This is a genomic window from Nitrospira sp. Nam74, from assembly GCF_965152615.1.
The window spans coordinates 2,547,636-2,568,816 of record NZ_OZ224220.1 but is presented as its reverse complement, the minus strand read 5'-3'; the positions used below and the strand labels follow the sequence as shown (position 1 = coordinate 2,568,816).

General features: G+C 57.8%; 15 protein-coding genes. 6 read left to right on the top strand and 9 right to left on the bottom strand.

Features of this window, described 5'->3' with window-relative positions; translation table 11 throughout:
• Positions 1-704 precede the first annotated feature (704 nt).
• Entirely contained in the window at positions 705-1,142 is a 438-nt protein-coding gene (locus tag ACWHYZ_RS12045; RefSeq protein WP_447987486.1) for a BON domain-containing protein, read from the top strand.
• Positions 1,143-1,170: 28 nt separating this feature from the next.
• On the top strand, positions 1,171-1,686 hold the full coding sequence (locus ACWHYZ_RS12040) for a general stress protein (RefSeq protein WP_447987485.1): 516 nt from the start codon (positions 1,171-1,173) through the stop codon (positions 1,684-1,686).
• A gap of 531 nt (positions 1,687-2,217) precedes the next feature.
• Here ACWHYZ_RS12040 and ACWHYZ_RS12035 read toward each other — a convergent pair.
• The 3 genes from ACWHYZ_RS12035 to ACWHYZ_RS12025 form a co-directional block, all read right to left on the bottom strand.
• Positions 2,218-2,694: a hypothetical protein gene (locus ACWHYZ_RS12035; RefSeq protein ID WP_447987484.1), complete on the bottom strand. Its 477-nt coding sequence runs from the start codon at positions 2,692-2,694 to the stop codon at positions 2,218-2,220.
• Positions 2,695-2,722: 28 nt separating this feature from the next.
• Positions 2,723-3,046: a hypothetical protein gene (locus ACWHYZ_RS12030; protein ID WP_447987483.1), complete on the bottom strand. Its 324-nt coding sequence runs from the start codon at positions 3,044-3,046 to the stop codon at positions 2,723-2,725.
• A 292-nt stretch (positions 3,047-3,338) separates the two neighbouring features.
• Positions 3,339-4,495 (bottom strand): IS3 family transposase gene (locus ACWHYZ_RS12025; RefSeq protein WP_447985459.1). Its coding sequence is split into 2 segments (ribosomal slippage): positions 3,339-4,222 and positions 4,222-4,495, totalling 1,158 coding nucleotides; the frame shifts between segments, so codons are not numbered across the junction.
• Between the two features lie 1,079 nt (positions 4,496-5,574).
• Here ACWHYZ_RS12025 and ACWHYZ_RS12020 point away from each other — a divergent pair.
• The 4 genes from ACWHYZ_RS12020 to ACWHYZ_RS12005 all read left to right on the top strand — a co-directional run bounded on the left by ACWHYZ_RS12020 (position 5,575) and on the right by ACWHYZ_RS12005 (position 13,054).
• On the top strand, positions 5,575-7,332 hold the full coding sequence (locus tag ACWHYZ_RS12020) for a thiamine pyrophosphate-dependent enzyme (RefSeq protein WP_447987482.1): 1,758 nt from the start codon (positions 5,575-5,577) through the stop codon (positions 7,330-7,332).
• A 32-nt stretch (positions 7,333-7,364) separates the two neighbouring features.
• Positions 7,365-10,544 (top strand): FAD-binding and (Fe-S)-binding domain-containing protein, encoded by a 3,180-nt coding sequence (locus ACWHYZ_RS12015; RefSeq protein ID WP_447987481.1) that lies wholly within the window; start codon positions 7,365-7,367, stop codon positions 10,542-10,544.
• Between the two features lie 753 nt (positions 10,545-11,297).
• A complete protein-coding gene (locus tag ACWHYZ_RS12010) occupies positions 11,298-12,791 on the top strand; it encodes a molybdopterin-dependent oxidoreductase (RefSeq protein ID WP_447987480.1) in 1,494 nt (497 codons plus the stop codon).
• A gap of 5 nt (positions 12,792-12,796) precedes the next feature.
• On the top strand, positions 12,797-13,054 hold the full coding sequence (locus tag ACWHYZ_RS12005) for a hypothetical protein (protein WP_447987479.1): 258 nt from the start codon (positions 12,797-12,799) through the stop codon (positions 13,052-13,054).
• Between the two features lie 223 nt (positions 13,055-13,277).
• Here ACWHYZ_RS12005 and ACWHYZ_RS12000 read toward each other — a convergent pair whose 3' ends face one another.
• From ACWHYZ_RS12000 to ACWHYZ_RS11975, 6 genes are all read right to left on the bottom strand, one after another.
• On the bottom strand, positions 13,278-14,939 hold the full coding sequence (locus ACWHYZ_RS12000; protein ID WP_447987478.1) for a GMC family oxidoreductase: 1,662 nt from the start codon (positions 14,937-14,939) through the stop codon (positions 13,278-13,280).
• Entirely contained in the window at positions 14,926-15,600 is a 675-nt protein-coding gene (locus ACWHYZ_RS11995) for a gluconate 2-dehydrogenase subunit 3 family protein (RefSeq protein ID WP_447987477.1), read from the bottom strand. The genes ACWHYZ_RS12000 and ACWHYZ_RS11995 overlap by 14 nt, the downstream gene beginning before the upstream one ends.
• Positions 15,601-15,620: 20 nt before the next feature.
• Positions 15,621-16,439 carry a hypothetical protein gene (locus ACWHYZ_RS11990; RefSeq protein WP_447987476.1) on the bottom strand — a complete coding sequence of 273 codons (819 nt, stop codon included), beginning with the start codon at positions 16,437-16,439 and terminating at the stop codon, positions 15,621-15,623.
• A gap of 13 nt (positions 16,440-16,452) precedes the next feature.
• A complete protein-coding gene (locus ACWHYZ_RS11985; RefSeq protein ID WP_447987475.1) occupies positions 16,453-17,007 on the bottom strand; it encodes a DUF2231 domain-containing protein in 555 nt (184 codons plus the stop codon).
• 166 nt (positions 17,008-17,173) lie between these two features.
• Positions 17,174-18,961 (bottom strand): glycoside hydrolase family 15 protein, encoded by a 1,788-nt coding sequence (locus ACWHYZ_RS11980; RefSeq protein WP_447987474.1) that lies wholly within the window; start codon positions 18,959-18,961, stop codon positions 17,174-17,176.
• Entirely contained in the window at positions 18,955-21,180 is a 2,226-nt protein-coding gene (locus ACWHYZ_RS11975; RefSeq protein ID WP_447987473.1) for an amylo-alpha-1,6-glucosidase, read from the bottom strand. The genes ACWHYZ_RS11980 and ACWHYZ_RS11975 overlap by 7 nt, the downstream gene beginning before the upstream one ends.
• Position 21,181 lies beyond the last annotated feature (1 nt).

Below are 21,181 nucleotides of genomic sequence, written 5' to 3'. Positions count from 1 at the left end.
TTTGAGTTTAATGGAAGGGAAGACGGCCAGATCGTTTGTCCGAATGAAAGACATGATCAACGACACCCCCCCCACGGGTCACGGGCAGATCGTACAGTTCGAGCCATGCGGACCGACGAGACGCTGAAGATGGGGGCTGTTGACGTCGAGAGTGATATCGGGCGAGGAAGTCTGAAACAGGTAACATCCGTTTCAGCATTGAGAAGCGATTAATCTGGCTGATTCTCCACACCTACGGCAATATCCGCTCGCCCAATACAATTTTACCCTGGGGAACCCGTGGGGAACTCCTATCGTACTTCGCGGCTGCGCTAGACAGTGAGCGTGTTACAGCGCCTGCAAATCTTGATACTGCCGGGGGATCGTTTCCGAAAGCACGTCGGCCACGTGAGCACATCCAGGCCTACGCCAGACTCTAATCCTCAGCACACCGCCGTAGTCCAACGGTCCGCTGCTTCATTTATTGCCGGCGTGTTTGTTGTGGTGGGTTACGTCTCATTCTTTGGCAATCGGTTCCACGAGCTTTGTGAACCGCGATGAAGAGCTTCATCCGGTGGGCAATTGAAGTCTCCTAGTGTTTTCCGAGAAACAACTGGTACCCCCCAAAAAACCCTCATCCTTTCTTGTAGTCCGACAGCAAACTACACGCTAACTGATGGCTATGCATATTTGTCGTTCTACAATTACATGAATGGAGGTACTACATGTCTGCTCTCACGAGAATCAGTCTGTTAAGCTTGGTGTTCCCCTTGGTCTTCGCCTCTGTTGGTCTTGGTCAAACGGCGGGCGCCGCGTCTGGGAAAGGTGGAACGCCCCAGCAGACTCTTTCGGAAGCGGCTCAGACCGTCGAATCCGATAATACCGGGCGTAACGTACGAGATCGCGATTCGCGGACGTTGACACCGATGGACCAGTCTTCGGATGTGGCGGATCTTGAAATTACGCAGCGGATTCGCAAGGCGTTAATGGCGGATGACACCCTGTCCACCGCTGCTAAGAATATAAAAATTATCACCGTCAGCGGCACGGTGACGTTGCGCGGGCCTGTCGAGACGGATCACGAGCGGGTCAATATTCTAAAAAAAGCGAACACCGTCGCGAACGGACGTGTGAACAGCCAGTTAGAAATAATCTCTCGCTAATCATGGCCCACCAGAAGAAGGAGTCGTTATGGCTAAAGCAACCTTTTGTATCGCAACGACATATGAGCAAGCCGAGTCGATTGTCGACAATCTTAAGCGGTCGGGTTTTGCCAACAATAATATTTCAGTCTTGTTACCGGACAACGAGGGCACGCGAGACTTCGCTCATGAGAAGCATACCAAAGCCCCAGAAGGAGCTGCCACTGGGGCCGGGACAGGCGGTGTGCTCGGCGGCGTCCTGGGGTGGCTGGCCGGCATCGGTTCATTGGCCATCCCCGGCGTCGGGCCTTTTGTCGCAGCCGGCCCAATCATGGCTGCCCTTGGGGGAGCCGCAGTGGGAGCTACCGTAGGAGGTCTCACCGGCGCCTTAGTTGGCCTCGGCATTCCCGAATATGAAGCGAAACAGTATGAAGGCAAATTGCGCAAGGGGAACATTTTGATTTCTGTGCACTCCGAGAACAATTCCGAAACCGACAAGGCAGAGAAAATCTTCGAGATGGCGGGGGCTCACGATATTGCCTCTGGCTCGGAAAAAGCGGCGTAGACGTCGAGAGACAGAATACCCCTGGGTATTGAAGCGGAGCCGGCAAACGGAGCTTTTAAGATCTCCGTAGCCGGCTCTTTTACTTTTTATGGCGGGGTCAATGGACACCCCGGCGGTTGAGGACTCCCAGGTCTACGGCAAAAGGTCAACGCCCGTAAATTAGTAGACCTAGGGACCCTTCGGGTGACTTCCATGCGTAGGCTTGGCCTACTAAGACAACCGGCGCGTCGCAGCTGCCTTGAAAAGAGGCTATAAGCCTGTTTGAGTTTTGGGAAAACCAAAAGCTTTTGTCCAGCGGTCCTTCCCGGGGGAGCCTCCTGGCATGAAGACTCTCCCCGCCCCGTCGACTCCAGGAAGCCATCCTTCTCCTGAAGGAGGGCGTCCAGCATGGACGGTGAGCGCGCCGATCAGGTGTGGAAGCGGTTAAAGAGACCTATCAAGGTGCTCGCTGAACTTAAATATGCCCTTGGAGTCTTGAGCCGGAGATTGATTCAGTAAGCGACTGAATGGTTGTGTGAGCTAAGAGACAGATCAGCGGCGATTTCTATCCAAACGGCGACATAGTAGGGCACCGGCTGCCAGTCCGGACGCGATGGCGATGTAGATAGGCACAAAGGCACGGCGGGGAAGAACTTTCTCGAATCCCGGTGTGAAACGAGACGGCACCATATGATAGTCCACCAGATAGGCTAGCCCAGAGATCGCGCACGCGTGGAACACCGTGCGACCAGGGTCGCGCTGCCGAGGAGGAAGTAAAGCGACGTGCAGTAGCGCCCAGAAGCTACAGGCGGCTTGGTTTACGATCAAGCCGACCGCCGTATCATGCCACGTGACCTCTGTGGTCGGCGGCTGTTCATCGCCCCATACCACATGACTGATGGCATTGATCGGCTGAGCCGCTTTTCGGTGGTGCAAGACGCCGAGTGCTGCCGCACACCCCGCGCAGCAGAGATTCGTGACCGTCCCCGTCGTAATCGTTTCTTGGAGCACCGTACCTAGTCGTCTCATGCGCTGTGCCACTTCTCAGTGTAGCGGCCTATCGCTGATCGGCTTCGCCATGTGTGGGGGACACGGCTGTGAGAAAGCTTCCATCCTGCACATCGACATAGATGTCCTCGAGATGGCCACCCGCCAAAATCGTTACTTGCCAGGCAACTTTTTGTTTAATCTGATGCAGTTGGACTTGAACGGCCTGGCCGGGTTTTTTGGTGAGGGCACGGTGCACCGCATCTTCGAGCCCCACCTGCGCTTGCTTCAGCATGGCAGCTACTTCTGCCTTGGTGGCTGTCTGCGTCGTTTTGTCCTGTGCCGCGGCGGCTGATGCGCCTATTAGGACCATGATCATTACAACTTGAACCACGAGTCGTCTCATAAGCCGTTCCCTGATAAGGTCCCGATGGTACTGCGGAAGGGTCAGCGACACGATCAGTGATTGAGGCTACCTCTTGAAAGATTTCTGGAAACGCCGCTCCCTAAACTTGTACCAAAATTTCGTGATGGCACCATCGCAGGTCCCTGAACTTGTGTTCGTTTCCGTTCGCTTTCGGCGTATAGCCGAGCCCCATAAGAGCCATTAGTTCACTCTAAGCGTCCCGGTTCCCTAGGCGAGCCTTGCGCAGGAGTGATCTTCCCCCGAATTCATGGACACCGAGTTAAGACCGTCTCGCCATCGCTTCGAACTCGGCGGGGGATCGATAACCGAGGGTCGAATGACGGCGAGCCCGATTGTAGAAAACTTCCAGCCACTCAAAGATGTCCTGCTTGGCCTCCGCCCGTGTCCGATACCGTCGATGGTGCACGAGCTCCGTTTTCAATGTATGAAAGAAGCTTTCAACGACGGCATTGTCCCAGCAGTTGGCGCGTCGGCTCATACTGACGGTGATGCCCTGGGTCGTGAGCCGCGCGCGGTAGGCGGTGGCGGCGTACTGCGCCCCGCGGTCGGTATGATGCAGGAGTCCTTCCGCGGGCTGTCGGTGCCCCAACGCCATCGTCAGCGCTTCATGGGCCAACGCCTCCGTGAGCCGGCTGCCCATCGCCCAGGCAATGGCCCGGCGCGAGTAGAGATCCAGCACAATGGCCAAATACAGCCAGCCCTCCTCGGTCCAGACATAGGTGATGTCCCCCGCCCAGACCCGATTAGGCGCGGCCACGGCAAACTGACGATTGAGCGTGTTCGGGGCCACGGGATGCGCATGAGCAGAATCCGTCGTGGCCCGCCACTTCTTCACCATCTTGGCGCGGATGGCGTGCGCCCGCATGAGCCGCGCGACCCGGTGTTCACCAACCCGGTGTCCGTGCGCTCGGAGCGTCGCATGGACCCGGGGGCTCCCGTACGTCTGCCGCGACTCGGCATGAATCACTCGGATCGCGGTTACCAGCTGCCGATTCTCCGCTCCGCGATGACTCTCCCGTCGAGACGCCCAGGCATAGTAGCCCGCAGACGAGATGGCCAGGGCCTGACACATCAACGTCACTGGAAAGCGGCCGGCATGCGCCCGAATGGCCCGGCATCTCATCGCGGGGCTTTCGCGAAGTATGCCGCCACACTTTTTAAAAAATCCCGCTCCTGCGTCACACGGGTGAGCTCCCGCGTGAGCCGCGCCAACTCCTCCTCGTGGGGCTTCCGACGCCCCTTCCCCGGAAAGGAGTCGGCCGGATCGCTGGCCAGTTCCTGCTTCCAGCGGCGCAGCACATTGGGCCGGAGGCCGAGGTCTCGCGCCACCTGGGCCACTGGATTCCGGCTCTCCGTCACGAGTTTGACGGCCTCGACCTTGAACTCTCGCGTAAATGATCGTCTGACTTTGCTCATCGTGCACACCTCAAAGGTTAGCATGATCCACCCTTTTCGAGGTGTCCACTAAATTGGGGGAAGATCGGAGGTCACGTCGGCGTTCCAGCTCTGCGTCCTGACTCCCAGATTGTTGTGGTACCCATTACGTACCATGGACCCGTAGGCCTCCCTTTCGCGATGAACCTCTCTACGAGTCCATGGTAGTGTCATGGGGAACCACTGTGGTGGCACGCTCACACTCGTTCGCCTCCCCGGGCCCTCTCATGTCATCCCAGGGGTGCTTCTCATCCCAGCTTCTGCAATACGGACACCCCTTTCGGCCGGTATCGGACCACCGACGATGGCATTGCTCGCATTCCCAAACCGTGACCGTTGCGAACGGGGAAACTGAAATTCCGACCTCTTTGATTCTCATCCGACACCTCTCGTTCGTGAAAGATTCGAGAGATGGAGAAGCAAGCCATGGGCCATTGTTCCACGGCTCTAAGGGGCGGAACTTCTACGCCCTGCCCACGCTTTGTACTGCTGTACAGACAACTTTAGAGACATACTGTCTAGTCAGTAGCATCATATGTTCCTATTCCGGCGTCAAAGAGCTCGAGCACACATGATCCTTCACAGCTTCCTGGCAAGGTGGTCAAGACAAGGTGTTCAAGAATGGTAAGACGAACCGAGTGCCTGACATCCCTTCCTACTGAAGACTCCCGTTAAAATTACCCTTGGTGGCGCGAAACGCGAGGAACGGCCGCTGATGAGGATACCGACGTCTGAACGCCTTCTAGGCAAACGCTCCAAGTGGCAAGCTTTTCGTCCACATCCACCTCGCCGGCACGGCTACATAGCCTTCGCTTCATCGTCAAGGATCGATGGATATCTCCACGTATCAGTCTGTCGTAATGCCTTAATGACCGTCCTGTAACACCATTGCCGATTCAAGAGAGCCTAATCATCGACAACGCTCATCCGGCTCACTGACTGCAGTTTGCTGGCTACCGTGCCAGGCTGAATGGAGTGATTAAGTTCTAGGTTCGGAGGCTCTGGCGCTCGCTCAGGTCAATCCGAAACGCGCCCCCTCGAACCTTCCCACGGAGGGACGTATGGCCAAATCTAAGACGGTCGCCGACATGTTGATGGAACGGTTGATCGCGTGGGAAGTGGATACGATTTTCGGTTATCCGGGTGATGGCGTGAACGGGCTCTTCGAAGGGCTCCGGACGCACCAAGACCGAATCAAATTTATTCAGGTCCGGCATGAAGAGGCAGCGGCCTTTGCCGCCTGCGGGTATGCCAAGTTTACGGGACGTCTCGGCGTATGTCTGGCGACATCCGGCCCGGGCGGGCTTCATTTGTTGAACGGCTTGTACGATGCCAAGTATGACGGCCAACCCGTATTGGCAATTACGGGCCATACGTTCCATGACTTGATCGGTACGCGATTTCAGCAGGACCTTGATTTAGATAAGGTGTATACGGACGTCGCCGCCTTCAATCAACGAGTGATGGGACCGGCGCATCTGTACAATGTCGTGGATGAAGCGGTCAAGGCGGCCATGAATCAGCGGACGGTCGCGCACATCACCATCCCAAAGGACATGCAAGACTGGACGGAGGACGGCCATCGCTCCGCCATGAACGTCGCACAGCATAGCGGCCATCTTGCGAGTGATGTCTTTCCTCTGCCGCCTGCGCCCCGACTTGGAAAGGCCGCAGAGATCATTAACGCGGGCTCCAAAGTGGCCATCCTCGTGGGCCAAGGGGCCTTGGGCGCCCGCGACGAGGTTATTGAACTGGCAGAAAAAGCCGGCGCGCCGATCATCAAAGCCCTCTTGGGCAAGGCGGTTATTCCTGATGATCATCCTTATACGACCGGAAGCCACGGCTTGCTCGGCACGGCGCCGTCCTCGGACGCAATCGATGAGTGCGACACACTGATCATTGTCGGCAGCAGCTTTCCCTACTATCAATTTTATCCCGCTCCCAGCCAGGCGCGAGGGGTGCAGATCGACATCAATCCGAATCGTATCGGTCTGCGCTATCCTGTGGAAGTCGGGTTGGTCGGCCGAAGCACGGATGTGTTGCGCGCTCTGCTGCCCATGATCGAGCGCAAAAAGAAGCGCGGATTTCTCGAGAGCATCCAAGCGCGAATGAAACAGTGGAACGACCTGATGGACGAGCGGGCGAGTCGGACGGATCTGCCGATGAAGCCGCAGGTCGTCCCGCATCAGCTCAACCAGTTTCTGACCGATGATGCGATCATTGCATGCGATAGCGGCACGGTGACGACGTGGGCAGCTCGTCACATCAAGATACGCGACAGAATGCAGTTCGCCGCTTCCGGAACGCTCTGTTCGATGGCCAACGCCTTGCCGTACAGCATCGGCGCTGCCGTGGCCTACCCGGGCCGTCAGGTCGTGTGCTTCGTCGGCGACGGTGGCTTGGCCATGTTGATGGGTGACTTGGTGACCTTGGTGAAATACCGCCTGCCCGTCAAGGTGATTGTCATCAAGAATAACTCCTTGGGACAAATCAAATGGGAGCAGCTGGCCATGGAAGGCCATCCCGAATTCGGCGTGGACCTTGAGCCGATTAACTTTGCTGGAGTCGCCCGGGATTGCGGCATGGGCGGCTATACAGTCGAGGATCCGCGAGAAGTGCCAGCCATATTACGAGAAGCCTTTGCCTATCCCGGTCCGGCGCTCGTCGAAGCGGTGGTAGATCAGAACGAGCCCCCCATGCCCGGCAAAATCACGACCAAGCAAGCACTGGCCTTTGCTGAGTCGTTGGCGAAGGGAACAAAAGATCGATGGGAGATCATTAAGACCGTGATTGAAAACAAGATCCGCGAAGTGGTGTAACGCTCGCGGCTAATGATAAGGCCATCTGCTCTATGCAACTGACACACATTGAGCGGCGACAAGAGCCGTCGAAGATTGCGCGCGGCCAGACACTTCAGCCTCGCGGCGCGGCGCCCGGGGATGCCATAGACACCGAACGGCTGGAGAAGGACCTCAAAAGATCGATCGAGGGCGAAGTGCGCTTTGATGCCGGCAGTCGAGCGCTCTATGCCAGCGACGCCTCGAATTACCGACAGGTCCCTATCGGCGTCGTCATTCCGCGTCACATCGATGACGCTGTTGCGGCGGTCGCTGTCGCACGCCGCCATAGCGCTCCGATCCTCGCCAGAGGCGGCGGGACGAGCATGGCCGGACAGAGTTGCAATGTGGCAATCGTCCTCGACTTCTCAAAATATATGAATCGCGTGGTCGCGTTCGATCCTCGACGAAAGCAGGCGCGTGTTCAACCCGGTCTTGTGCTTGATAACTTACAGTCCGCCGCCGCGCCCCACGGGCTGACGTTTGCGCCGGACCCGGCGACGCACAATCACTGTACGCTCGGCGGGATGATTGGAAACAATTCCTGCGGGACCCATTCCATAATGGGCGGCACCACATCCGACAACGTCGAGGAATTGGACATTTTGACCTATGACGGCGTGCGCATGCGGGTCGGCAAGACCGACTCCCAACAGCTAAGCCGCATAATGTCGGAGCCGGGCCGCCGAGGCGAAATCTTTCGCGGGCTCAGGAGGCTCAGGGACACCTACGAGTACGACATCCGAACTCGATTTTCTAAGATTCCCCGCCGCATCTCGGGGTACAACTTCCCCGCTCTGCTGGATGAAAACGGGTTCGATGTGGCGAAAGCGCTGGTAGGCTCCGAGTGCACCTGTGCCATGATCCTCGAAGCGACGGTGCGCCTCGTCGAGAGTCCGACCGCGCGGTCGCTCGTCGTCCTCGGTTATCCGGATGTCTACCGAGCCGGCGACCATATTCTTGAAATCCTGGATGCCCACCCAATCGGACTCGAGGGGATGGACCGCGTCCTCGTGGAAGACCTGACGAAAATGAAAGGCGCCGTCAAAGGCCCTTCTCTTCTACCTGAGGGGAACGGATGGCTGCTGGTGGAGTTCGGCGGCGAGACGCAAGACGAGGCGGACCGTCGCGCCACGCGCTTAATCGACTCGTTGACCACACGAGGAGAATGGCCGAAGGCCAAGCGATTCTCCGATGCCGAGCAACAGGAGACCGTCTGGTCGGTGAGAAAGTTCGGCTTTGCAGCGGCCAATGTTCCGGGGCAGAAGATTGCGTGGACCGGGTGGGAAGACTCCGCCGTGCCGCCGGCGAAGGTCGGCGCCTACCTGCGCGACCTTCGTCGATTGTTCGACAAGTACGGCTACCAGTGCACCCTGTTCGGCCATTTCGGCCAAGGATGCATTCATACGCGGATCGACTATGACCTCACAACGCACGATGGCATTCGCGCGTTTCGCGCGTTTCATCAGGAAGCGGCTGATGTGGTGTTGGGATACGGCGGCTCCTTGTCGGGTGAACATGGCGACGGCCAATCGGTAGCCGAGTTTCTCCCGAAAATGTTCGGCATAGAATTAGTGCGCGCATTCGAAGAGTTCAAGACGATCTGGGACCCCGATTGGCGAATGAATCCGGGGAAGGTCGTCCGGCCCTACCGCCTCGATGAAAACCTTCGCCTCGGCGCCGATTACAATCCTCCCGATGTCCGGACCTCCTTTCAGTTTCCTCACGATGAGTACAGCTTCGCGCGCGCGAGTCGGCGTTGCATCGGGATCGGCGAGTGCCGGCGAGAACACAAGGGCACCATGTGCCCCAGCTACCGCGTGACACGGGAAGAAATGCATTCGACCAGAGGGCGGGCGCGCTTGCTCTTTGAAATGCTGGAGGGCGATCCGCTGAAAGATGGATGGCGCGACGAGTATGTGAATGAGGCGCTGGACCTCTGCCTGGCGTGCAAGGGGTGTAAAGGCGACTGTCCGGTCGGCGTCGACATGGCGACGTACAAGGCGGAGTTTCTGTCTCATCACTACGCCGGGCGGCTTCGTCCCGTCGCCGCCTATTCGATGGGTCTGATCCATCTGTGGGCCCGAGTGGCATCACTGGCTCCTCACATGGCCAATTTCCTCACACAAACTCCGGGCATTCGCGCTCTCGTAAAAGCGCTGGGCGGCATCTCGCCTCACCGGCAAATGCCTGCTTTTGCCGCACAGACCTTCAAGGACTGGTTCGCGCGTCGCAGCTTTTCGCCTCATCCCTCGGGGACCTCTTCGGCAACCGGTCCACGGGTTATCCTGTGGCCGGACACGTTTAACAATTATTTTTATCCCCGCACGGCAAAGGCGGCTGTCGAAGTCCTCGAAGCGCTCGGCTGTCAGGTCCTCGTCCCGACGGCCACGCTCTGCTGCGGCCGGCCGCTGTACGATTTCGGCATGCTGGACCAAGCCAAGCGCCTGCTCCGTCACGTGCTCACGACGCTGCGGTCGGACATCGACGCGGGCACGCTGATAGTCGGACTCGAACCGAGTTGCGTGGCGGTCTTTCGCGATGAACTGATGAACCTCTTTCCCCATGACCAGACCGCGCGAAGGCTCTCTCGCCAGACCTTCACGTTGGCGGAGTTTCTGCAGACGAAGGTGCCGAATGCCTTGCTTCCCTCATTCCAGGCCACGGCAATCGTTCATGGGCACTGCCATCAGAAAGCCGTCATGAAATTGGACGCCGAAGAGGACCTCCTCGGCAAGCTCGGTCTCGATTTCACGATCCTCGATTCCGGGTGTTGCGGCATGGCCGGCTCGTTCGGGTTCAAGCGAGAACATTTTGACACATCCCTCAAGGTCGGCAATCTTGTCCTGCTGCCGGCTGTCCGAACGGCCTCGAAAGAGACCCTGATCGTTGCCGACGGTTTCAGTTGTCGCGAGCAAATCCGCCAATTGACCGATCGGCGAGGCCTTCATCTGGCCGAGGTGCTGCATCTTGCCATGCAAAACGCAATTGAGCGAGGTCGAGGCATTGTCAGAGGGAATGGTTATCGTGCCCCCTATCCGGAGAAGTCTTATTTTAAACAGAACCGCATTGCACAGGGGGTGCCGCGCAGCCTTGGCGCCTTCACGTTACTGGGCGTATCCGCGCTGCTCATCGCCATGAACGCGATGAGGCGTACGCGGGCGGATTTCGGACGCCGCCGGCCCCACTTATAGAATTGAGATATGCGTCCCTTTCAAACGTACTCATCGTTCCGGGAAGATGCCAATTGCATGCGGGTAAGAATGGACGCTGAGTATTCGGAATGGGAGCTGTCATAGTCGCAACCTAAAACAAACAAGTAGCGAACGAGCGAATGCGGGCAGAGACGACGTAATTAGAAACAATGAGACTAGTTCGAATCGGTTAGCCGCTCGTACCATCACCTTCCCAAGGTGACCGGGCGCCAATCGGGGTTCAGTTGACTCGTATGCAGCCGCCGCATGACGGCGAACTTCAATCGGCGACGCGTAGCGTTCCCAGCTCTTTCTGGCCGACGTCGTGATTTTCAATTCGTCGTTCTATGCCGATGCTCCTTTTCTAATCTCATCCTATAAATCCTTCGCCGATCAGCCACGTGGCCGATGCTTGGTGGTCTAGATACGCTCTGATACTCACGGTGGGAATGATCCGTGGATTTGCTATAAGGCATTGTGCTACTTCAATGGTTGATGGCTAGCTTGGCCTCAAGTCGGCGCGGTTTGTCAGACATCAAGTCTTTTCCTTCGAGGGCTGTCTCAGGCGTGCGGTTCTGCTCATGCCGCAATGACCAGACATTCGGCGACCGGTATGATGAGACGTTTCCTACACTGCACATCACCGCATACTGATTGGCAGCAACTCTACGCAGTTATAGAAAAGAATGGATGATGGCGGGTCAACTTACATTTATGAAGCTGAGAAGAAGACGGTACAAGGACTGAGACCGGATGGATCCCCAGGCGGCTGATCTCGGCTTTCCCATTTGGTTGAGGATCAATCATTTCATCAATCTGGTTTGCATCTTCTTTCTGATGCGGAGCGGATTGCAGATTCTTGCCGATCACCCCAAGCTCTATTGGAACAATCATTGCCGCCTGGGGAGCGAATGGATCAAATTCGGCAAGAAAAAAATGCCGACGAACCGGCTGTTCACGTCGATGGATGAGGCCGAAGACATCTCGCCGGTCTTTGCAATCCCTGGCGGACATCACAATCTGGGCTCAGGGCGCAACTGGCACTTCCTGATCGTGCCGCTCTGGATCTTGAATGGCCTGAGCTACGTAGGATTGCTCTTTGCGACTGGACAGTGGCGGCGACTGATTCCAACAAGCTGGTCCATCATTCCGGAAGCGTGGGAAAGCGCGAAGACGTTTGCAAGCCTTCAGATTCCGCCGGAATCCTCGTTCCACCCTTACGATCCCCTGCAGCAACTGGTGTATGCCAGCGTCGTATTTCTGCTGGGACCGCTGATGATCGCGACCGGGCTCTCGCAGTCGCCGGCCTTTATCGCACGCTATCCGTGGTATGCGAAACTGTTCGGCGGCCGACAAGGGGCGCGCAGCCTGCATTTCATTGGACTGATGCTGCTCGTCGCCTACGTGCTTACGCACCTGACGATGGTGGTCGTAGTCCATTTTCCGCGCGATGCCCAAACGATGTTCAGCATGTTCGGTGAATCCGAGCTGCCTTCGGTTATGGGCTTTATCATCGCTTCGTGCGCACTCTTGGCGGTCATCGGACTTCACATTGCGGCCACGCTGTACACCCGATGGAATCAGCGAAAGTTTCAAGAGCATGCAACAGCGATCGTGGAGCCGCTCATGCGGTTCATGTTCGGTTCATTGAAATCGCATCAGCACTACCGGCCACAAGACATCTCGGCCGAGCATCACGTGAACGGCTATCCTCCGGAAGACGGCGACTATCGCCTTCTCGCCCGAGATGGGTTTCGCGAGTGGCGCTTGCGGATCATTGGGTTGGTCGATCAGCCGCTCGAACTCTCGCTCGACGACCTCAAACGTATGCCCAAACAAGAACAAACCGTTATGCACAATTGCATCCAAGGGTGGACCGGCTTCGCGCGGTGGGGCGGCGTGCGCGTCACCGATATTTTGAATGCATGTCGGCCGCGTCCTGAGGCCCAATGGATCGTCTTTCACGCCTTCGTCCAGGAAGAGTACGCTCCGGACCATTACTATGAAGCGTTCAAGCTCCATGAAATGGACGATCCGCAAACCATTGTGGCCTATGAGATGAACGGGAATCCCTTGCCGCTCGAACACGGCGCGCCGTGCCGTCTGCGCCTCGAGACGAAAGTCGGGTACAAGATGGTGAAGTATTTGCGCCGCATCGAACTGGTCTCCTCGCTCGAACAGGTGGGCTTAGGCCATGGCGGCTATCGCGAAGATCATCAATACTACGACAAGGTGGCCTCGATCTAACCACAATGAGCACGCTCTTTTTTCATGAACAGACTGAACCGGACGCCGAGGACGGCGCGAGAGACGTTGTGCGCTATTACTATGATGATATTGCGGAAGAGATTTTGATCCGCTCGTTTCGTCTCTTTCCGAAAACGGTTCGAAAAGAATTTTTGGGCAATGATCGTATCGCGGTGGCCGACCTTAGGGCCGATGTGAAAGAGAAGCTGAAAGAGTTTCTTTATCGCCGCCTACAGGAAGAGCGGCGGAGGCAGGCTTCATGAAGCTGGCACTCCTCACCATCATCGGCGTTCCGATCCTATGGCTGCTCGCGCTGATTTTTTATCTCCTATCCTGGCTGGATTGGGATAAGAAGCACTCTCGAATCCCAAAGTAAACGGCTGTAACGCTTAATGGCGTCCGATTTCCTCTCTCACCCTCACTATGAGCGCTAGAGTCTCGTGGGGCGGAACATGCCGCCGCGGTCGTCATACGTCGATGGAGTCGCTATAGCTCTCCACGCCGGGCCATGTCCCGAATGCGATCGGCCGTTCGCGCGGCAATCGCCTGAATCGTGATGGACGGATTAACACCGGTCGACGTTGGAAAGACCGATCCATCGCAGATGAACAGGTTCGGAATATCGTGCGCCCGGCAGTCGGCGTTCACAACGGACTCGCTCGGATTGTGCCCCATGCGGCACGTTCCCATCAGATGCGCCGTTCTCGGCGCGTCCCAGACGTCGGACCCGCCTGCCGCCCTGAAGATGTCCTCAATCTTTCCCCTGGCATGCTGAATGAGGCGGTCATCGTTTTGATGGTACCCGAACAGCACGTGGGCGACGGGCAATCCGTGCTGATCGCGCTCGGTGGCGTGCAGCTTGACCTCGTTCCTTCGTTGCGGCATGCATTCGCCAACCATACCTAATCCGGAAAAATAATTGTAATCCAGCATTTCCCGCCTGAGGGCAGCGCCCCATAAGCCCCGTCCGGCGATCAGGCGTTCGGCAAATTCAACGGCATGAGGGCCGATGACTTCGATGACGTAGCCGCAGATGAATCCAACATCCGGCATGGTTCGGTTAAAATGCTCGCTGATCGCGCCGCCGGGCGGCGGCGCTTTGTACTGGTTGATCCGCTCGGGAAACTTCGCATAGACCTGATGGCTCGGCTGCACCATGAAATATTTGCCGACGAGCCCGGAAGAATTGGCGAGACCGTTCGGAAACCGCGGACTCGCTGAATTGAGCAAGAGACGAGGCGTCTCGATGGCATAGCCGGATACCACGACACACTTGGCGCGCTGACGATGCAGTCCCTTCTGTCCCTTCTTGAAATAGAGCACTCCATCCACCCGCCCATGCGCATCGTGCGTCACCTGGGCCACCATCGATTCCGGCCGCACCTCTCCTCCGGCTCGGATCGCCCGTGGGATGTAGGTCACCAACGTGGAGCTTTTCGCATTGGTGGAGCAACCGTAATTGCACAGCCCGCGATAGACGCACGGCGGACGATCGACATGCGGCGCGCTGAGCGTCGCAATCGGACAGGGCGCCACGGGAATGCCGAGCCGCATGCAACCACGAACCAGGACGTTCGCACAGGCATTCAGTTGATGTTCACGTTGCGGGTACCGGCGGCGTCGGCGACCCCAGGGGTAAAAGGTCGGACCGGCAATCTGGAGCGCCTCTTCGACCTCGTCGTAATACGATTCCAGATCGTCGAACGTCAACGGCCAGTCGACGAGATCGGCACCCGGCACCGCGCCGTCGAGTGAGCGGCGCCGGAAATCCTCGGGGTGCGCGCGCAGTGCCACCATGGAATAGTGGACCGTGCTGCCCCCGACGCCCCGACCGGAATTGTTCGAGCCTAATTCGACCGGGTGCTGACCTCCGGTGATGCGTTCATCCGTCCAGAATAATTTCGAAGCCGCGCGCTCATCGGAAATAAAGTCTTTCGTCGGGTCCCAATGCTCGCCGGCATCGAGGATTGCTACCGAAAATCCGGCCTCCGCTAGCTTGGCACCGAGCACGCTTCCGCCGGCCCCGGCCCCGACAATACAAAACTCCACTTCTTCGCGTGACCAGTCGCGCATAGGCACCCGTTCGCCGTTGATGCCGGGCGCGGTTAACGTCCATCCATTGGTGTCACCCTGATTAGGGTGCGTCATGATTCGGCCCTTCTGCGTGGGCGTCCCAGGGATCGACGCCGCCGTCCCAAATGCGACTATACCCGCGCGGTGAGGACGGACCGTGATAGCCGATCTCATTCCAGGCGGCAGGATGTGCGTAATACACTTTCACGACCTCGACCGCCAGGATTTTGCTGAAGAACACATGACTCGGCAGTTGCTTCCAGACCTCGCCGGGCGGATCGCCTTGCTGCACCCGCTTGAGAATCATGTCCTGCGACGGAGCGTCCAACTCATGAAACGGCGCCTTAAACAATACTTGTGCCGTTTCGTCGATGCCCGCAATCGCCAACCTCCAGGATTCTCGTTGCGGAGGCAATACTTCAAATCGAAAGCCTTCGCGCTTATCCTCGAATAACTTCTCATCGATCCACGGCACAATGGGAATTTTGGTCTCTGCCGGACGATCAGGTTGAGGAATGATCCGATCGACGATCGCCTCTAATGTCTTCACTTCGATCGGCGATAAGAAGCGGATGGATGGCACGTCTTCGAGCCGTCGGCGAATCGTCTCACGGGTTTGATCATCCCAATCGGGAGTCGCCCATTTGTCCAATACATTAAAATGCGGATAACGAGTCTGGAATACCTCTTCTTCACCGGGTGTGGTCTCGCGATGAAGATGTCGGGCCGTGCTCATGTTGTCTCCTTTGCGTATCCTTACATGAGATAAATCGTCACGAGGCCGATACCGGCCAACGCGGCAAACCATCCGGGTGCGCCTTGCGGAGGACCTTGCATGAGATTAAACAAGGCCACATACATTCCACCCATCTGGCGGTCCAGGCCGCGCAGATGCATGCCGAACCCGATGAAACCGACAATTAACGTGAGCCACAGGAACGCGCCGAAGACAATCCTGCTCGCGTCGGACGGGGCAATGGCGATCCAGAGGCCGGCAAGCACGGTGATGACCGGCACGGTGAGCGGTGCGTACATGGCCGGAGTATTGAACGCGCCTCGGTAATGAAGGATGCCGGCTTGAAGAATGCCGCCGAGCAGGACCAGCACCACAAATATCAAGAGCGCCGTTGGAATCTGAACCCCGAAGATACTCTGCTCACCAGCGAGGCCGGCTGAAATAATCAAGGCGAGCAGCCCCATCGCGCTCAAGGCCAAGGGGAACAGCATCGGGGCGCCATACATGAGGTAATGCAACCACCATTGGATTCCCCCCGGCTTTTTCACCATGCCGTAGTAGACGTGATAACCAAAGCCGATAAACCCGGTGACAATGGCCAGCCACCCCACCAGATACACCGTGTCATTCAGCCAGGTGACGCGCGGGAACGCCGCCGCCATCAGAATCGGGCCGGCAAGCAGGGGTCCCACGATCAGGGGGCCATATTGCAGACGGTACGAAAAGTTATGCCGATAGTGTCCGACGAACGCATCCACCATAATCAGCACCGTCGTCGCTGACACGATCAAAGCCAGCCATTGAAACGGATTCAGGCCAAGAAAGACAGATCTCCCCATGTCGCCCTTCCTCTCACAGCTCCTTCGCGCGTCTCGGCGAAAATAAAGACGGAGGAGCCGTCGCAGGACGATGGCCCGGAAGCTGCCGATATTCTCGTTTCACCTCCGCACCATACCGATACACGAGTTCACCGCCCAAATAGCCTTGCACGGTGATGACAACCGCCACGCCGATCAGCGCGGCGAGATATGGAATGGTTAAGGGGCTCTCGGTTTGCCACAGCCATGCTCGCCAGAGCGCCATCACGATCAGGAGCCCCAACACGATCAATCCGAGCGCCATGTGTGCGCGCAAAAAGGACCGCCCTTCACCTTCTTCCATCGGCATGCGCGCACGCGAGATGGCCCCCGTGGCGATCGTCAGCGGCGTAGCGAGGACGGAGCCCACGAGGGTCCACCAACCAGTTTGCGCAAGCGAGGGCACATTGAAAAGATACCCCACGCCATCGCAGATCAGGGACATGATGAAGAGCGCGATGGTGAAATGGACCATGATGGGATGAATGGGCGCGGATAATCCGGCAACACGAACGGCATGCCGCCAATCGGTGATCGTCCCGCTTTGCATGGGCTCGTGCTTGACCATACCGTAAGTGTAATAGAGGACCCTGCGACGATCAGCCGGGCAGGGACCTTGCCCGGGCGTCGGATTTCCATTGATCTTTACGTCAGTGCATCGCGGCACACTGCAACAGCCATGCGGTTTTCGTGTTCATCTCTCTTCGCGTGGTGATTTAGCCGGCGGAACGCGTGCGCTCAATGAGATGAGCGCTATTGATCAGCGAGAGATGGGACAGCGTCTGGGGAAAATTCCCCAGAAGCCGGCGGCGGCGCGGATGATATTCTTCCGACAGCAACCCCACGTCGTTGCACAATCGAAGCAGGCGCTCAAACAGGCGCTCCGCGTCGGCTTGCCGTCCCATCAGTGCATAATTGTCCGCCAACCAAAAACTGCACGCAATGAAAATGCCTTCGCGCGGCGACTCTTTCGTCCCATAGCGGAGCAGCAAGCCATCGTCCACCATCAGTTCCCGTTCGATGGCCTCCACTGTACTCCGCACACGAGGATCGTCGGGAGGAAGAAAGCCGACAATCGGGATCATTAAGAGGCTGGCATCTAACTTCGTCGACCCAAACGATTGCACAAAGGCGCGGCGCTCGGAATCATACCCCTCATTGCAGACGGTCTCGTGAATCTTGTCCCGGAGCCGACGCCAGCGCTCCACCGGTCCTTCTAGCCCGAAGCATTCCGTCTCTTTCACCGCGCGGTCCATCGCGACCCATGCCATAACCTTGGAATACGTATACTGTTTACGCTCGCCGCGCGTTTCCCAGATGCCGTGATCCGGGCGTTCCCAGTTGGATTCGAGATAATCCAGCATGGCGCATTGTAGAGACCAGGCTGCCGGATCTGGCTCGATGCCCTTGTACAAAATCATCGACAAGGCATTGATGGTTTCTCCGTAAATATCCAGTTGGCATTGCTCGGCCGCCGCGTTGCCGATATGCGCGGGGCCCGTGCCTTCATAGCCGGGCAACCACTCCAACGTCGTTTCCGGCAATTGACGCTCTCCCGTCACGCCATAGACAACCTGCAGATCGGCGGGATCGCCCGCGGTCGCTCGGATAATCCATTTCCGCCAGGCTTGCGCTTCCTGATCATACCCGCTGTCCAACAGCGCCTTGAGCGACAAGGAGGCGTCCCGGAGCCAACAGAAGCGATAATCCCAGTTCAGGCATCCACGCAGACTTTCGGAGAGCGACGTCGTCGCAGCAGCCAGCATGCCGCCCGTGGGAGCATGAATCAGGGCTTTCAGTGTGATCAACGACCGGATCACCGCATCCTTCCACGGTCCCCGATACGTGCACCGTGCCGACCAATCCCGCCACCATTGCTCCGTCGTTTCGATCGCTTTCATAGCATCCAAAGCGGCGGGCAGCGACTCATGCGCCGCATAGGACGTCAGAACAAAAGAAATGACGTCTTCTGGCGACACGCAAAAGTTCGCGGTGATCTTCTCTTGGTCATGGCACAAATCCACCGCCGTTCGTAAGCACACGGCGTTGGGCCCGGCCGTGGCGATCAGCGAGTGATCTGCCTGGCCGTGCGCCTCGTGAGCCGGCGCCTTTTTCACCCACGGCATGATCGAGCCGTAGTAAAAACGGACGATCATCTCCATGTGCATCGGGACGGTGCCCGCTTTGCCTTCGACTAATCGCACGACATTCGGATGCCGCTCACGAAGCGGCATGCAGTCGGTCACCACGACCGACCCTTCGGCCGTTTCGTATTGGGTCTCCAACACAAGCGTACGGTCCCGGTATCGCCGTTCGGTGTTCCGGATTTGTCCGGCCGGGCGTAGCAACCACCGCCCGTGCTGAGAGGTTCCCAGTAAGCTTGCAAAGCAGGCGGGAGAATCAAAGCGTGGCAGGCATAGCCAATCGATTGAGCCCTCCCGCGAGACGATCGCCGCGGTGTGCAGATCGCCGATCAGGGCATAGTCTTCGATGCGCGTCAGCATGACCAATCTCGATCTTCGCCGCTGTGCTCTTGATACGCGCGTTCGCGCCGGTCTGCGGATTCTTCCAAATGCCACGGCTGCCAGGGCGCGTGTCGAACTTCGACACGTCCTTCCAGCACCTTAGCATCCCACCGGGTCTGCTCCCCTTCTCGCCAGCACCGCAGATCGAGACGGGCTGTTCCAACCGTCAATTTGCGGAGGCGCACGTCGGGTAGCCACTCCGGCAAAGTGGGATCGAGATACAGGCAGCCATCGGGCGCGTCCGCCCGAATGCCGAGCAAGGCTGTAACGAGATGGAAGATGCTCCCGGCCGCCCACGCTTGTGGTATGTTGGCGCCGCAATATTGCACCGGGAAGGTATGCGGCTGGCGCTCTGTCCCGGCAAACAACTCCGGCATGCGGGAGCTCACGAAGTTATTCGCCGCATCCGTCAGGGCCAGCGCAACCATTCCCGTTTCGTCGGCGAAGCCGTACCGCTTGAATCCCAGCGCAATGATTCCGTTGTCGTGCGGCCAGACCGCGCCCAATTGATACAAGAACGGATTATAGGAGCGATGCTGCGACGAGAGCGTGCGGATTCCCCAGCCGGTCCACATGTCGGGCGCGAGTAGCCGACGCACGACTCGTTCCGCCCGATCCCGCCGAACGATCCCGCTCCAGAGCAGGTGCCCCGGATTCGAGACGACGCTATCCACCGGTTTCTTGTCGGCATCGAGCGCGAATGCATAGAAGCCCAATTCCTCGCGCCAGAACCGCTCTTCGAAGCGCTGCTGTAATTCCGCGGCCTGGCGCCGCAGTTCCGCGGCCTGACGCGGCTCATTGAGTGCATCGAACGCCTCGGCCATCCGTAGCTTGGCATCGAACACGTACCCTTGTAATTCGCAGGTCGCGATCGGCGGCTCGACCTCCCTGCCGTCGGGATAGACCACGGCGTGCCCCGAATCCTTCCAGCTTTGGTTCTTGATGCCTTGTGGTGAACGGCTGCAATATTCTTGAAATCCATCGCCGTCCAGATCGCCGTAACGGTCAATCCATTCAAGGGCGCGGAGCGCGACGTCCCGATAGGACCGCAACAACGAGGCATCGCCCGTCCATTTCCACGCTTCATGTAACACGATCAGATAGAGCGGAGTTGCATCGGCGGTGCCGTAGTACGGCGTGTGCGGAATATCATGAAAATGCGCGAGTTCCCCGTGGCGAAATTCATGGAGAATTTTCCCCGGTTCGGCGTCGCGCCAGTCGTCGTACTCCTTCGCCTGCCAGTCGGCCAGTTTTTTCAAACATCCACGCGAAAAAGCGGGATTGACGATCATATTTTGATGTCCGGCGATTAAACTATCCCGCCCGAACAGAGTGATGAACCACGGGACGCCGCCCGCCGGAACCCACACATCTTCGGCCATATCGTGATCATGCAAGCGCAGCGCGCCCAGATCCTCGACCGATTGCTGATAAAACCGATGCAGGTTCTCATGGCTGGTGTCGCACGAGGTGGCTTCTATCATCCATCGCCGGTGCAGTTCAGCCGCTTTTGTTGTGTTCAGATGGAGCGGACATCCCGAAGCCGGTGCGCGGGTCCACTCTCGACTGACAAAGGTGTATCCACAGCAGGCATGCCAGGTCTTGCCCGGCTGCAGCTCGATCCGGAAGACAAGCTGGCCATTCGCGTAACGCGGGGGCGAATCACAGGCATCAATGCGATATCGACATTCGCGATAAAAGTCTCGATGCGTATAGGACGTCCGCAGCTCACAATCCGCCGCCTTCCACTCGGTCGTGATACCCGCCCGTCGAACAAACGTTTTGCTTTTGACTTCGAATAGATCGGCGAAGTCCGAATGAAGCGTGATTTCCAGATTGAAGCAAATCGGCTTCTGAGCATAACTCGTCACGTCGAGATCCTCGTGAATGCCGTCATGGGCCACGCGACTGATGACTAACGAAAGCGCGTGGCTAGGCACGTCTTCGTCCTCATCTGTAATAAAGGATTGATTGATCAAATAAATCTTGGCCGATAGGTAGGTCGTTGCGCTGGCGGTGAGGCGGGTCCAGGGACGGCCATTGCAACGGATCTCGTAGCCGCTCACGAATCGTGTATCGGCGGCGAAGGCGCCTTGTTCGCTTTCACGTGCGATCTCGCCCCCCAAGTCCGTCACCATCACAGTGCTGCCCTGGTTGATGGTGAGGATGGGCGGACCGATGGAAACCCTAACCGACATA

Excerpts from the sequence above, each read along its gene's own strand:
- ACWHYZ_RS12045 (WP_447987486.1), top strand. The coding sequence starts at position 705 with ATGTCTGCTCTCACGAGAATCAGTCTGTTAAGCTTGGTGTTCCCCTTG.
- ACWHYZ_RS12040 (WP_447987485.1), top strand. The coding sequence starts at position 1,171 with ATGGCTAAAGCAACCTTTTGTATCGCAACGACATATGAGCAAGCCGAG.
- ACWHYZ_RS12035 (WP_447987484.1), bottom strand. The coding sequence starts at position 2,694 with ATGAGACGACTAGGTACGGTGCTCCAAGAAACGATTACGACGGGGACG.
- ACWHYZ_RS12020 (WP_447987482.1), top strand. The coding sequence starts at position 5,575 with ATGGCCAAATCTAAGACGGTCGCCGACATGTTGATGGAACGGTTGATC.
- ACWHYZ_RS12015 (WP_447987481.1), top strand. The coding sequence starts at position 7,365 with ATGCAACTGACACACATTGAGCGGCGACAAGAGCCGTCGAAGATTGCG.
- ACWHYZ_RS12010 (WP_447987480.1), top strand. The coding sequence starts at position 11,298 with ATGGATCCCCAGGCGGCTGATCTCGGCTTTCCCATTTGGTTGAGGATC.
- ACWHYZ_RS12005 (WP_447987479.1), top strand. The coding sequence starts at position 12,797 with ATGAGCACGCTCTTTTTTCATGAACAGACTGAACCGGACGCCGAGGAC.
- ACWHYZ_RS12000 (WP_447987478.1), bottom strand. The coding sequence starts at position 14,939 with ATGACGCACCCTAATCAGGGTGACACCAATGGATGGACGTTAACCGCG.
- ACWHYZ_RS11995 (WP_447987477.1), bottom strand. The coding sequence starts at position 15,600 with ATGAGCACGGCCCGACATCTTCATCGCGAGACCACACCCGGTGAAGAA.
- ACWHYZ_RS11990 (WP_447987476.1), bottom strand. The coding sequence starts at position 16,439 with ATGGGGAGATCTGTCTTTCTTGGCCTGAATCCGTTTCAATGGCTGGCT.
- ACWHYZ_RS11985 (WP_447987475.1), bottom strand. The coding sequence starts at position 17,007 with ATGCAAAGCGGGACGATCACCGATTGGCGGCATGCCGTTCGTGTTGCC.
- ACWHYZ_RS11980 (WP_447987474.1), bottom strand. The coding sequence starts at position 18,961 with ATGCTGACGCGCATCGAAGACTATGCCCTGATCGGCGATCTGCACACC.
- ACWHYZ_RS11975 (WP_447987473.1), bottom strand. The coding sequence starts at position 21,180 with ATGTCGGTTAGGGTTTCCATCGGTCCGCCCATCCTCACCATCAACCAG.